The 13159-nt window shown below is 55.1% G+C and carries 11 protein-coding genes; 2 read left to right on the top strand and 9 right to left on the bottom strand.

The window, feature by feature from the left end; translation table 11 throughout:
* Positions 1-4: 4 nt before the first annotated feature.
* Positions 5-1393, bottom strand: coding sequence for a sensor histidine kinase (locus tag SK58_RS08540; protein ID WP_045327324.1), 1389 nt, complete (start codon positions 1391-1393; stop codon positions 5-7).
* On the bottom strand, positions 1393-2070 hold the full coding sequence (locus tag SK58_RS08545; protein ID WP_017383516.1) for a response regulator: 678 nt from the start codon (positions 2068-2070) through the stop codon (positions 1393-1395). The genes SK58_RS08540 and SK58_RS08545 overlap by 1 nt, the downstream gene beginning before the upstream one ends.
* A gap of 203 nt (positions 2071-2273) precedes the next feature.
* Here SK58_RS08545 and SK58_RS08550 point away from each other — a divergent pair, with 203 nt between their 5' ends.
* On the top strand, positions 2274-3110 hold the full coding sequence (locus tag SK58_RS08550) for a MipA/OmpV family protein (RefSeq protein WP_023295132.1): 837 nt from the start codon (positions 2274-2276) through the stop codon (positions 3108-3110).
* A gap of 129 nt (positions 3111-3239) precedes the next feature.
* Here SK58_RS08550 and SK58_RS08555 read toward each other — a convergent pair whose 3' ends face one another.
* From SK58_RS08555 to SK58_RS22245, 3 genes are all read right to left on the bottom strand, one after another.
* Positions 3240-3986: an alpha/beta fold hydrolase gene (locus SK58_RS08555; RefSeq protein ID WP_032649056.1), complete on the bottom strand. Its 747-nt coding sequence runs from the start codon at positions 3984-3986 to the stop codon at positions 3240-3242.
* A 10-nt stretch (positions 3987-3996) separates the two neighbouring features.
* Positions 3997-4464, bottom strand: coding sequence for a DUF6130 family protein (locus SK58_RS08560; protein WP_045327329.1), 468 nt, complete (start codon positions 4462-4464; stop codon positions 3997-3999).
* 156 nt (positions 4465-4620) lie between these two features.
* On the bottom strand, positions 4621-4791 hold the full coding sequence (locus SK58_RS22245) for a YfgG family protein (protein WP_017383512.1): 171 nt from the start codon (positions 4789-4791) through the stop codon (positions 4621-4623).
* Positions 4792-5159: 368 nt separating this feature from the next.
* On the opposite strand from SK58_RS22245, the gene SK58_RS08570 reads away from it, so the two are divergent.
* The gene (locus tag SK58_RS08570; RefSeq protein ID WP_017692941.1) at positions 5160-7400 is read left to right on the top strand and encodes an EAL domain-containing protein; all 2241 of its coding nucleotides are present in this window, start codon (positions 5160-5162) and stop codon (positions 7398-7400) included.
* 4 nt (positions 7401-7404) lie between these two features.
* On the opposite strand, the gene ppx is transcribed toward SK58_RS08570, so the two are convergent.
* The 4 genes from ppx to purM form a co-directional block, all read right to left on the bottom strand.
* Positions 7405-8943: an exopolyphosphatase gene (gene ppx / locus SK58_RS08575; protein ID WP_003860570.1), complete on the bottom strand. Its 1539-nt coding sequence runs from the start codon at positions 8941-8943 to the stop codon at positions 7405-7407.
* A 3-nt stretch (positions 8944-8946) separates the two neighbouring features.
* Positions 8947-11007, bottom strand: coding sequence for a polyphosphate kinase 1 (ppk1, locus tag SK58_RS08580; RefSeq protein WP_006811494.1), 2061 nt, complete (start codon positions 11005-11007; stop codon positions 8947-8949).
* 227 nt (positions 11008-11234) lie between these two features.
* Complete coding sequence (gene purN / locus SK58_RS08585) at positions 11235-11876, bottom strand: phosphoribosylglycinamide formyltransferase (RefSeq protein WP_048219677.1); 642 nt, start codon at positions 11874-11876, stop codon at positions 11235-11237.
* On the bottom strand, positions 11873-12910 hold the full coding sequence (gene purM / locus SK58_RS08590; RefSeq protein WP_017383509.1) for a phosphoribosylformylglycinamidine cyclo-ligase: 1038 nt from the start codon (positions 12908-12910) through the stop codon (positions 11873-11875). Before purM ends, purN begins: the two co-directional genes overlap by 4 nt.
* Positions 12911-13159 lie beyond the last annotated feature (249 nt).

Genomic DNA, 13159 nt, shown 5'->3' on the forward strand with positions numbered 1-13159 from the left:
ACGTTCATGCGAACGCCGGATTCGGGAAATCAACGATCACCATAAGACCACCTTCGGCTGACGTACTCAGATTGACCCTGCCGTTGTGTTGCTGCGTAACGGCTTTAACGATAGCAAGCCCCAGTCCACTCCCGCTTTGGGTCTGATTAGGATCGCGGAAGAACCTGTCGAACACACGCTCCCGCAATTCAACCGGAATGCCGGGACCCGCGTCTGAGACGCGCAGCTGAGCGGACTTATCACGCGATTGCAGTTGTACCTCAATGCGTCCACCCTCAGGGCTGTACTTCACGGCATTCTCAATTAAATTGTCGATCAGCGATACCAGACGTTCCCGAATGCCTGTGATATGGATTTCATCATCGGCGATGAATTCAAACTCAATTCTGCGCCCGGACGCCAGCGGTTCCAGGGCAGCCATTCGCTCCTGAATAAGCGTCGTCAGCGGCACAGGCGACATCACCGTGCTGATGTGCGCTTCGCTGTGCATCATCAGCAGAAGCTGATTGACGAGACGCGCAGCACGGCTATTGCTGCGAACAATGCCCGCAAGCAGCTCCTGCTGGCTTTCGCTGATGACCCAGGACTGCAACGCCTCGACGTTGATCCGCATCGCGGCCAGAGGCGTACGCAGTTCGTGTGCGGCATCGGCAATAAACATTCTTTCCCTTTCGGCGCTTTCCCGCACCCTGGCCAGAAAGTCATTAATCGCGTCGACTGTCTGGCGAAGCTCCCTGTGTCTGGGGACGGCTTTTAAAGGCGAGAGATCGTCCGGCGTGCGCAATGAAATTTCATTCACCACCTTGTTCCAGGGGCGCATCGCGATGCGGATGGACAGCCACGCGGGGAACAGAAGAAAAGGGATGCATATCATCAGCGGCATGACGTAGTAGCCGCGCGAGTTCAGATAGATAAAGAAATTCCAGCTACCGGCAGGGGTAAAAAGGGTGACTTCCACGTCGGAGTGCGCGGATTTGAGGGTACGGCTCGTCCATGTATGGTCCTCACTCTGGACATGCTGCATGACCCCCAGACGGCTATTTTTTACCCCCGTTGGCGCACCATCCGAAGAAAAAATAATCTCGTTATTCTTGCGAACAATGAGGTTGATGGACAGCTCCGGATCTTCGCCGCCGCCATAGCCCTCCCGCAGCGCCTTGCTGAACGCTGCCAGCACAGCATCACGCGCCTGCGGACGATCGTCCATGCTCTCTACCAGGGAAAACAGGGTTTCATAAGTCTCACTGCCCGTCAGTATGGGAGGGCTACGCAGGTCTTCCAGCAAAATGAAGGTTAAAAAGAGACACCAGAGCAACGTAAGCAGCAGCATCTGGGCGACCAGCATTCGCCTGACCAGCGTGGGAAGCCGGAGGTGGTGCCAAAAATTACGCATCAACCTGCTGCCTTCTGAACGGGTACGGTATCGATGACATACCCAACGCCTCTTACCGTTCGCACAAAGCCATCGCCAATTTTTCGCCGCAGGTTACCCATATGCACGTCAAGCGCGTTGCTGAGGTTTTCTTTCGTGCCAAATATCCTTTCTTCCAGATACCGTCGCGTAAGCACGCGATCGGCGCGCAGCATTAACGTTTCAAGCAGCGCATATTCGCTTGCCGTCAGCTCAACGTGGCGTGCGCTCACCGTTACGCGACGCGTCGGAATATGAAGCGACAAACCGCGAATTTCTATTGCCTCATTTTCAAAACCGTAACTGCGCCGCGCAAGGGCTCTCACGCGCGCCAGCAGTTCGGCGAGAACAAAAGGTTTGACCAGATAATCGTCTGCACCTGCATCCAGCCCGCACAGGCGGTCCTGTAGCGTGCCTCGCGCCGTCAGGATGATGACAGGGACGCCCTTAAGCTGTTGACGCAGGCGCGTCATCAGGCTCATGCCATCGCCATCGGGCAGCCCCAGGTCGAGCAAAATAAGTTCCGGCACGCAGATCCCAAGCTGATGCAGCGCATCCTCTTTGCGGCGTACCCATATGACATCAAATCCTTGATCTGCAAGGGCGATACGCACGCCATTGCCGAGATCCAGGTCGTCTTCAATTAGTAGAATTTTCACATTGGTAACTGTATCAACAGTGCATGAAGAACAACTGAAGAAAAAACGGTAACAGGAATTCTTCAGGGTTTACAGAACCTTCACGTGCTTCAGCATTTCTTCATTTACGGCTCATAAGAACCTTAGGGTGAGTATTCAGAATGAGCGCTCTGGCGTTTAACACCGCTTGTATCGCAATCATCTGAATCCAAAGGGCTTCTTTAATGAGAAACATCACACTGCGTAATAGTTTCCCCCGTTCACGCATCGGTCGCAGCATGAAAAGCATCTTGCCGGGGGCCGTCCTGGCGTTACTGGCCACCCCGACCCTGGCGGCAGATCAGCCTCAGGGCAACGTGTTAACCCTGGGAGGCGGCGTGGATGTTGCGCCACGCTATTCCGGTTCGGACAAGAGCCGGGTCTCTGCGGCTCAGGTGGTTGATTACGCGATGGCCAATGGTTTTTTTGTCAGCACCACGCGGGGGATCGGCTACGGCAACAGCTTTGGTAACCTGGACTACAACGCAGCGCTGAGCTATCGCGCAGGACGTAAGGATCGCGACGTAAGCAGCGATTCGATCGCCTCCGGCAGCGACGACCTGCGAGGAATGGGTGACATTAAAGGCTCAGCTATCGTTGTGCCAGGGCTGGGATACAGGGTGACTGACTGGCTGACCGTGCAGTTGCAGGCAGAGGTCCCGGTTTCTGAGAGAGACAATGGTGAAGCTGTGCATTTCGGCATTGCCAGCCCGCTCTATACATCTCCGAAAAATGCGTTAACGCTGGCGCTGACCGGTAGCTGGGGATCCAGTAAGTATGTGCAAACCTACTACGGGGTGAATGCCGCCCAGTCGGCCGCATCGGGTTTTGCCCGACACGATGCCGGATCGGGAATATATGCGTATTCGCTGAGCCTGGACTGGACCCATAAGCTTACCTCCAGCTGGAGCCTGCTTGCCGCAGCTGGCGTTACGCAGCTGACGGGGGAGGCCGGCGATAGCCCCATTGTTCAGCGAAAAACGTCTCCTGTGGGAAGTTTGAAGGTGACGTACAGCTTCTGATGGTTCAGCGAGGGGGAAGGCGCGTTTGTGACAAAACCGCACATAACCCCGTTGCAGGAGCCGGAAGTGCATAAAGCCCGCAGGATGGCGTGGCCCGAAGTCGGACCGTTCATCATGCGGGCTTTTTTATCACTGTTGACCCGATAACGCCTGTTCAATCGTACGGGTAATGACGTCCGGCTGGCTGACCATCGATACATGGCTTGCCGCTACCTCCGTGGTGTTGGCGTTGATTTTCTTCGCCATTGCGCGCTCTAGCTCAGGATTGATCATCCGGTCATTTTTGCTGACCACATACCAGCTCGGTTTGTCATGCCAGGCGGCATGCGCGATTTTCTCCCCAAACGCATCGGCCTTAATGGGGCTCTGCGTCGCGGCAATCACGCTGCGCTCAACGTCCTTCACGTCAGGGGCGAAATTCTCGCTGACCGCTTTTATCGGCAGATATAAATACCCCTCTGTGGTTTTAGCGAGGCTGGCGCTCCCTGGCGGAGCAGGGAAGCTATTTGCCAGAGCTGCCGTCGACTGGCCGGAATCCGGCGCAAAAGCGGCAACGTAAACCAGTGACTTCACGCGGGCATTGTTTCCCGCCTCGCTGATTACCGTCCCGCCCCAGGAGTGACCGACCAGCACCACATCCCCATGAGCCCGGGCGATAGCACGCTGCGTGGCGGCGACATCATCTTTCAGAGACGTGAGCGGAAGTTGTACCGCAATGACCTCGGTATGGTGTTTTTGCAGCCGGGTAATCACCTTATTCCAGCTGCTGCCGTCGGCAAACGCCCCGTGCACCAGCACCACGCTGGCTTTCGTCTCTGCCAGCGCGCTGGTGGAAACCGCCAGCACCATCGCTGTTAATACAGACAATGCTTTCATAACAGGCTCCTTAAAAGTGATGAACCGCGGCGTGTGGCGGCACGGTGAATTCAACAGTTTTATGGTCGATGGGTTTATGCGTCGGGTCGGCAACGACGATCGTCACCTTGTGCTTTCCTGCGGGCAGCCCGACCAGGATCACCGGCTCGCCGCTGGTATCAGCCCAGTGCCAGGGCGCGTCATCCACCACAACGTGAATATGGCCGATACGCGGAGTGACTTTCAGCGCGTCGGGTCCAAATACAGGTTCAATGCGCAGGTTTTCGACACGGTACTGAATAAAGACCGCACCTTTACTTAGCGGTCCCGCCAGCGGCGGATCGACAATCAGTTTTGCTGGCGGCTGGGGGTATTCAGGCGGGGCAACGGCGGCTGGACCGTTGACATCAGCGGCGCTCAGGCCATCCAACGGTGCGGCCAGTGCGCCAGCAAAGGACGTCAGCGCAAATACAGGAAGCAGGAAATATCGACGAATCATCTGTGTCTCTCCTCATCAGTTTATTATGGCGAGGGATACAGAAGACCATTTTTATGTATCGGGGATGTTTGCTTTTGCGGGCGTTTTGTACCGGTTTGTCAGCGTAGCGCTCGGGATACAGTGCGATACAGTTTGTCTGCCGGGAGCGAACACGCTTTAGCGCTCGGGCGAATCCACCACAAGACCTGATTGCTGTGACTGAATTTTGTCCTGATGGTGATACCAGGCGCCAATGGAGGAATAAACAAAGCGGCCAAAGAAAAACAGGAAACTGATGAGCAGTATGATGCGGGTCATCCGGGTGTTAAATCGATGTCGTTTTCGCATACGCGTAGCCTGACTCACTTTCTTTTCCTGAGTATACCCTTTTGGGCGATACGGCTATTAAGGCACAGCCGCAAGTCAGGGTCAATTCGGCGAAATGTAAAATAGCGTCAATGCTTACATTAATTTATGTTATTAAAAACAACGCTTTTATTTATCGCATTGATAATTACAGGAAAAATATTCAAAAAAAACGTAAGAAAGGTTTATTCAGATAAATTAATTTGATTTAGGTCAACCGCATCCCGTCGTTGATATTTAAAATCCCTCCTCCACTGTGCTTGCCAGGAATTTTCCAGGCAACGTGTACGTCAGGTTGGATGCCTGTCTTCATTTACCCTCTGGAGCGCAAGGGTTGTAAACGAGCATCTATGAATATTCACCACATCCTGAAGCAAAATAAAGACCGCTGGTGGGCACTTCCTCTTATTTTACCCGTCGTGTTACTCCCGGTGCTTAGTGTGGCTAATACCTTAACGCAGTTGGGCGACGGTATCGTTGCGCTCTATTATCTCCCGCTCTCCTTTTTGCTAACGCTGATGTTATTCTTTGGCCTGGAAGCCCTCCCCGGGGTGGTGGTGTCGCTGTTTTTACGTTATTACCCCTCCGTTGGGTTATTTGAAGCCATGGCCGGCATTCTGCATTTTATCGTTCCTCTGGTGCTCAGCTGGGGCGGTTATCGCGTGTTTGCGCCCCGGCGCAATATGACCGCTTACGGTGACATACGCCTGATGGGGCAGCGTATTTTCTGGCAGGTGTTTTGCCCGGCAACGCTATTTCTGCTGCTGTTTCAGTTTGCGGTCTATCTCGGCGTCTATGAGAGCCGCCAGAGCCTCGCAGGACTGAATCCCCTCAATATTCGGACCCTTATTAACTATCAGGGGCTGCTGGTGAGCGGGCTGACGGGCGTGCCGCTAAGCTACCTGCTGATCCGCCTGATACGTCATCCGCGCTATATCAAGGGACTGATGTCCCAGCTCCGCGCGCAAATAGACAAAAAGGTGACGGCCTTTGAGTTTGTGGTGTGGTTTTTAGCCCTGGGCGGGTTGCTGGTCATGCTGCTGCTGCCCATGAATGCAAACAGTTCCATTTTCAGTACCAACTACACCTTGTCCCTGCTGATGCCCGTGATGCTCTGGGGGGCGATGCGCTTTGGCTACAAGCTGATGTCACTCATCTGGACGCCGGTCCTGCTGGTGTCGATTCACTTTTTTTATCACTACATTCCGGTGCAAGAGGGGTATGGCATTCAGCTGGCGATCACCTCATCCAGCTATCTGGTCTTTTCCTTCGTTGTGACGTACATGTCGATGCTGGCGACACGCCAGCGGGCCATCAATATTCGCTCCCGCAGTCAGGCTTTTCTCGATCCGGTGGTGCATATGCCCAACCTGCGGGCGCTGTCGCGCGAGCTGGCCAGTCATCCGTGGTCAGCGCTCTGTTTACTGCGCGTGCCCGAGCTGGAGGTGCTGGGACGCAATTACGGCGTGATGCTGCGGATCCAGTATAAACAGCAGCTGGCGCAATGGATAAACGGTACCCTTCAGCCCAATGAGCGAGTCTATCACCTCACGGGGTATGACATGGCGGTGCGTCTGGAGGCGGAGTCGCATCAACAGCGCATTGAAACGCTGGACGAGCATATCAAGCAGTTTGTTTTTATCTGGGATGGTATGCCGGTACAGCCTCAGGTCGGCGTGAGCTATTGCTATGTACGCTCACCCGTCAATCATCTCTATCTGGTGCTGGGGGAACTGGGCATCGTGGCCGATCTCTCCCTTTCTACCAACCACCCGGAAAATCTTCAGCAGCGCGGGGCTGTTCATTTGCAGCGTAGCCTGAAAGATAAGGTCGCGATGATGAGTCGTTTGCAGGCCGCGCTGGAGCAGGACGCTTTTACCCTGCTGGTTCAGCCCGTTCGCGGGCTGCGCGGTGATTGTTATCACGAGGTGCTGCTGCGAATGCGTGATGATAACGGGGCGCTGATCTTTCCCGAGCAGTTCCTGCCCATTGCACAGGAGTTTGGGTTATCGTCGCGTGTTGATTTATGGGTACTGGAGCGTACGTTGAGTTTTCTGGCACAGCACCGCCAGCGTTTGCCGGGCCAGCGCTTTGCGATCAACCTCGCACCTTCTACCGCCTACCGGGCGCAGTTCCCGCTTGAAGTGAGCCGCCTGTTAGCCAAATACGCCGTTGAAGCGTGGCAGCTGATCTTTGAAGTGACCGAAAGCAGCGCCTTTGGTCATGCGGATCTGGCGGCGTCGACCCTCAGGAAATTACAAAAAATGGGCATCCGGATCGCCATTGATGATTTTGGCACGGGCTACGCCAGCTATGCGCGGTTAAAAAGCGTGGACGCAGACATTCTCAAAATCGACGGCGGTTTTATTCGCAATATTGTCAGCAACAGCCTGGATTACCAGATTGTGGCTTCCATTTGCCATCTGGCCCGGATGAAGAAAATGCTGGTGGTGGCGGAATATGTGGAAACGGAAGAGATACGTAGCGCGGTGCACGCGCTAGGTATCGATTATGTGCAGGGCTATTTGATTGGGTTGCCGACTGAGCTTGATACGTTGCTCAACACGCAGCCTTCTCAGGAGAGCGCCTGAGCCGTTACGCTGCCGCCTCAGAACTCTCTTCTTCAATCTTCAACAGCCAGCCGGTGACCGCTTCCCAGTACTGCTGCTCTTTTTCCAGATCCAGCAGCACCAGCGCGTTCTGGCTAAACCAGTCGTGCGGGAAGCTCAGCGTCCAGTGATAGTCATCCGTTTTTAGCTTCAGCGTCGGCGGCGTGGTGGTCGCCTGTCGCTGATTATTGAGCAACACGCCCAGGCGCAACAGCTGAATGAGCGGCAGGAACTGCTTTTTCTTAAATAACGTAAAGCGCGGCAGATCGTCGAGCTTGATGGCTTTGCGGTGATAGCGCACCAGCGTCGCCATCATGGTTTGCTGCTCCTGGTTGAAGCCAGGCAGGTCGCTGTTTTGCAGAATATAGGCTGAATGGCGATGCATGCCGCTGTGGTTAATGTTCAGCCCCACCTCGTGCAACATGGCGGCCCATTTCAACAGCGCGGCCAGCTGCGGATGCGCCAGCTTCGGATTCTGCTCCTCCCACTGCTCGTACATCTGCACCGTGGTTTCGAGAACGCGCTTCGCCTGTTCGCGGTCGATGTTGTACTGGTTGGCCAGGCTCTGCGCGGTGCGGCTGCGAATATCCTGATGACGGAAACGGCCTTCCATCTCATACAGCACGCCTTCACGCAGGGCGCCGTCAGAGAGACGTAGCTCTTTGATCGCCAGCGCGTCAAACACGCCGCAGAGGATCGCCAGCCCCGGCACGAACACGGCTTTACGTTCGTCGGACAGACCCGGCAGACTCAGGGCGTCGAAGCTCTTATGCTTAAGCACCTCTTCGGTGAGTTTCACCAGGCGCTCAGGCGTAATAAACCCGTCTTTTTCACCCATTGCCAGCAGCACTTCATGGGCCGCTTTAATTGACCCCGATGCGCCCAGCGCCACGTTCCAGCCCTGAATACGGTATTGCCAGGCCAGATTTTCCAGTTTTTGTACGGCGGCCATGCGCGCGCGCTGGAAGTTTTCACGGGTGATGACGCCGCCAGGGAAATACATCTGCGCGAAGCTGACGCAGCCCATACGGCGGCTTTCCACCAGACGCGGCTCGAAGTCTTCGCCAATGACCAGTTCCGTGGAGCCACCGCCGATATCAATCACCAGCTTGCGGCCTTTTTCCGGCTGCGTATGCTCCACGCCCATAAAAATCAGGCGCGCTTCTTCGTTACCGGAGATGATCTCAATCGGGTAGGGGATAACCTTTTCCGCGCGCTTAAGAAACTCCGGCGCGTTCAGCGCCTGGCGTAGCGTATGCGTCCCGACGATGCAGACGCTGGACGGCGAAAAGCCTTGCAGACGCTCTGCGAACAGCGACAGGCAGTTCAGCCCGCGCTCCATGGCCTCTTCGCTCAGCATGTTACGCGCGTCGAGACCATCGGCCAGATGCACACGCTGCTTCAGACGACCGATGATCTGCATTGCGCCATCCACCTCGCGGGCGATGACCATATGGAAACTGTTTGAGCCAAGATCGACCGCAGCGAACTCCTGCGGGCGTGGGGTATTATCATTTATTGGCATAGGTTAATCGGGTTGCTCAAGTGATTTGATGTAATCGTAAATCGCCAGCTGCGAGCGCACTTTACGGCGATTGCCGCGCGGTACATAGCGATTACTGAGTTCTTTGTCGATATAACGTGCTTTCACCGTATCGCTGAACAGGATCTCGATAATGTCCAGGATACGCTGCTTCAGGCGAGGATCCAGCAGCGGTGCCGCCACTTCAATACGGTAATCAATGTTACGCGTCATCCAGTCGGCGGACGAGAGGTATACGCGCTTATCACCGGCGTTATCGAAAATATAGACGCGATCGTGTTCAAGATAGCGGTCCACAATGCTGATCACACGGATATTGTCGCTGATGCCTTCCAGTTCCGGAATGAGCGAGCACATGCCGCGAATGAGCAGATTTACCGGAACGCCGGAGCTGGAGGCCGCGTACAGGCGGTCCACCAGCCCTTTGTCCACCAGATTGTTGAGCTTCAGCGTGATGCCGGACGACAAGCCGTTCTGCGCATTGGCAATCTCTTTATCGATCATATCGTACAGCAGGCGCCGTGAGTTCTGCGGTGACACCAGCAGATAATCGAAGCTCACCGGGCGGTACGGGTTCTCAATGAAGTTGAACACCCGACGCACTTCGTTGGTGATGCGGGCATCGGCAGTCAGCAGCGAATAGTCGGTGTAGATTCTCGCGGTTTTCTCGTTAAAGTTCCCGGTACCGATATGGGCGTAGCGCACCACGTCGTCGCCCTCTTTACGGGAGATCAGGAACAGCTTGGCGTGAATTTTCAGCCCTGGCGCGGAGAAGATGACGTGTACGCCCGCTTCCGTCAGTCGGCGCGCCCAGTGGATGTTGGCCTCCTCGTCGAAGCGAGCCTGGAGCTCAACCACCACGGTCACTTTCTTGCCGTTGTGCGCCGCGTGGATCATCGCATCGATGATACGGGAATCTTTCGCCACGCGATAAATGTTGATTTTGATCGCCAGCACGTTCGGATCGAACGAGGCCTGACGCAGCAATTCCAGCACGTGTTCAAAGGTGTGATACGGATAGTAGAGCAGCACATCCCGTTCGCGGATGGCGTCGAACCCGTTGCGGAACTTATCGAACCAGATATGGCGCAGGCGCGGCAGCGGTTTGTTCACCAGATTGGCCTTGCCGACGTTCGGGAAGCCAATGAAATCTTTAAAGTTGTGGTAACGCCCACCGGGGATAATGGAGTCGTAGCGGGAGATGGTCAGCTTATCGCGCAGCATCTCCACCATCGCGTCCGGCATATCGCGTTGATAGACAAACCGCACCGGCTCCGCCGTCAGGCGCTGCTTGAGGCTGGAAGACATCAGCTCCATCAGGCTGGCCTCCATCTCATGCACCAGATCGTACTCGGCGTCACGGGTCATCTTCATCGAGTAGGCGTTGAGCGCGTCGTAATCGAAGAAGCCTTTGAAGATATCGTCCAGGCAGTAGCGCAGGATGTTATCCAGCAGGATCATCGGCTTACGCCGGCGCGGGGTTTCCGGCGGCAGGTTTACAAAGCGTGGGACTTTATCAGACGGTATTTCCAGCAACGCGTAGTTAATGGTCTCACCACGAATGATTTCTACCGCCAGATAGGTGTAATCATCTTTCAGGAACTGCACCAGATCGGTTTCACGGTTGATCAGAATCGGGGTAATGTGCTGGCGCAGATAATGTTTGAAATAGTGGCGCAGCCAGTTTTGCTGATTCGCGGAGAGCTGGCGTTCGTTGATCAGGAAGATTTGGTTGCGTGCCATTTCCAGCAGCAGCTCGTTATAGAGGCCATCAAATTCCTGATCGGCTTTCATGACGCGAGACTGGATTTTTCCAAGCAGATGCCGCGAGTGGGAGTTTAAGCCCTGTTCTTCGCTGATGATGATTCGGCGTTTCAGTTCGGCGAAGCGAACCTTGTAGAACTCATCCAGATTGTTGGAATAGATGCCTAAAAAACGCATACGTTCAATCAGCGGGTTGCTTTTATCGGCCGCTTCCTGAAGTACACGTTCGTTGAATGCTAACCAGCTTAGCTCTTTCTCGATGTATAACTTTTCCTGACCCATTACAGCTCACACTCCAGTTCAATCACAGGACGTGGTAAATCCGTCTCGTCCTTATTATGGCGAGCATTTCCACGATATGTCCAACAGTGCCAGAAAAGTATGACAGTTATTTTTTTGTTGGGGAATTTAGAGGGTTGGGGGAGGGGGGGCGGGTGGCGCTGCGCTTACCACGACCTACGGGACCGTAGGCCCGTGCAAGCGAAGCGCCGCCGGGCAATTCAAACAGACTACTCTTCAGCCGCATAACCCTGCGGGGGCAACTTCACGCCGTCCAGCCAGGCTGCGCCGTTGCGCATCTCCAGACGTCCATCGACAAACCAGCTTACCACCAGCGGATAAATGGCGTGTTCCTGCGTCTGCACTCGTTCGGTCACGTCGTCTTCGTTGTCGCCGTCAAAGACCGGTACTTTTGCCTGCAAAATCACCGGACCACCGTCCAGCTCGTCGGTGACGAAATGCACGGAGGTACCATGCTCCCCATCGCCGTTCTCCAGCACCTGACGATGGGTGTGCAGACCGGGGTATTTTGGCAGCAGGGAAGGGTGAATATTGAGCAGTCGTCCGGCGTAGTGTGCAACAAAAGCCGGGCTCAGGATGCGCATGTAGCCTGCCAGCACCACCACGTCAGGTGCGTAGGCGTCAATCTCCTGCACCAGCTCACGGTCAAAGGCTTCACGCCCGGCGAACTGGCTGGCTTCCAGCGCGTGCGCAGGAATGTTCGCTACCCGCGCGCGCTCAAGGCCGAATGCATCGGCCTTGTTGCTGAATACTGCCCGAATGGTGCCATTGATTTTCTTCTGTTTGCAGGCGTCTATGATTGCCTGCAAATTGCTTCCGTTGCCGGAAATGAGCACCACGATGTTTTTCATTCAATGACCACACGCTGTTCGGAATCGGAAGCTTTAATCGTACCGATTTTCCACGCGTTTTCACCTTTTTCTGTCAGCAGCTTAACCGCTTTATCCGCTTCGCTGGCGGGCAGGGCGATAACCATGCCCACGCCGCAGTTAAAGGTGCGGTACATTTCGTGAGAGCTCACGTTGCCTGCGGTTTGCAGCCAGTTGAAGACGGACGGCCACTGCCATGAGGATGCGTCGATCACCGCCTGGGTATTGTCCGGCAGCACGCGCGGAATGTTTTCCCAGAAGCCGCCGCCAGTGAGGTGAGCGATGGCGTGCACGTCAACGTTCTCAATCAGCTCCAGCACGTTTTTCACGTAGATGCGCGTCGGGGCCAGCAGGTGATCGGCCAGCGGTTTGCCGTCCAGCTCGGTGGTCAGCGGGTCGCAACCGCTCACTTCGAGGATTTTACGCACCAGAGAGTAGCCGTTGGAGTGCGGACCGCTGGAGGCCAGCGCAACCAGCACATCGCCGTCAGCCACTTTGCTGCCGTCGATAATTTCTGATTTTTCTACCACGCCGACGCAGAAGCCTGCGACGTCATAATCTTCCCCGTGATACATGCCAGGCATTTCCGCGGTTTCACCGCCGACCAGCGCACAGCCGGATTGCAGGCAGCCTTCGGCGATACCGTTAATGACGCTGGCTGCGGTATCCACGTCCAGCTTGCCGGTCGCGTAGTAATCGAGGAAGAACAGCGGCTCGGCGCCCTGTACCACCAGGTCGTTGACGCACATCGCCACCAGATCGATACCAATCGTATCGTGACGCTTAAGATCCATCGCCAGGCGCAGTTTTGTACCGACACCATCCGTACCCGAGACCAGCACAGGTTCACGATATTTTTGCGGCAGCGCGCACAGTGCGCCGAATCCACCCAGGCCACCCATCACTTCCGGGCGGCGGGTTTTTTTCACCACACCTTTGATTCGGTCAACCAGCGCATTACCTGCGTCAATATCAACACCGGCATCTTTGTAGCTGAGAGAAGTTTTGTTGGTCACGGCTTAAATCCCCACGCAATTGCATAGCTAGTAAGAAAAATCGGCGCAATTCTAACAGTCCAGGCAAACGTTTGCGAGTCTATTCTCGGCGCGGGGATCTTTTTTTCTGTGCGGGCTGTCCAGGGCAACAAACTTGACTCTGTTCACGAAAATGAAACCGGTTTCGGCGATCTGCTTGCAACGGCTATCCCCTTTGCACATCATCAAACTGAAACCGGTTTCTGTAACTGTTTTTGCAGAAAATAACGC

Source organism: Enterobacter sp. BIDMC93 (assembly GCF_001037805.1).
Lineage (GTDB): Bacteria > Pseudomonadota > Gammaproteobacteria > Enterobacterales > Enterobacteriaceae > Enterobacter > Enterobacter hormaechei_C.

Excerpts from the sequence above, each read along its gene's own strand:
- SK58_RS08555 (WP_032649056.1), bottom strand. The coding sequence starts at position 3,986 with ATGAAAGCATTGTCTGTATTAACAGCGATGGTGCTGGCGGTTTCCACC.
- ppx (WP_003860570.1), bottom strand. The coding sequence starts at position 8,943 with ATGCCAATAAATGATAATACCCCACGCCCGCAGGAGTTCGCTGCGGTC.
- ppk1 (WP_006811494.1), bottom strand. The coding sequence starts at position 11,007 with ATGGGTCAGGAAAAGTTATACATCGAGAAAGAGCTAAGCTGGTTAGCA.
- SK58_RS08540 (WP_045327324.1), bottom strand. The coding sequence starts at position 1,393 with ATGCGTAATTTTTGGCACCACCTCCGGCTTCCCACGCTGGTCAGGCGA.
- SK58_RS08560 (WP_045327329.1), bottom strand. The coding sequence starts at position 4,464 with ATGATTCGTCGATATTTCCTGCTTCCTGTATTTGCGCTGACGTCCTTT.
- SK58_RS08550 (WP_023295132.1), top strand. The coding sequence starts at position 2,274 with ATGAGAAACATCACACTGCGTAATAGTTTCCCCCGTTCACGCATCGGT.
- purN (WP_048219677.1), bottom strand. The coding sequence starts at position 11,876 with ATGAAAAACATCGTGGTGCTCATTTCCGGCAACGGAAGCAATTTGCAG.
- SK58_RS22245 (WP_017383512.1), bottom strand. The coding sequence starts at position 4,791 with ATGCGAAAACGACATCGATTTAACACCCGGATGACCCGCATCATACTG.
- SK58_RS08570 (WP_017692941.1), top strand. The coding sequence starts at position 5,160 with ATGAATATTCACCACATCCTGAAGCAAAATAAAGACCGCTGGTGGGCA.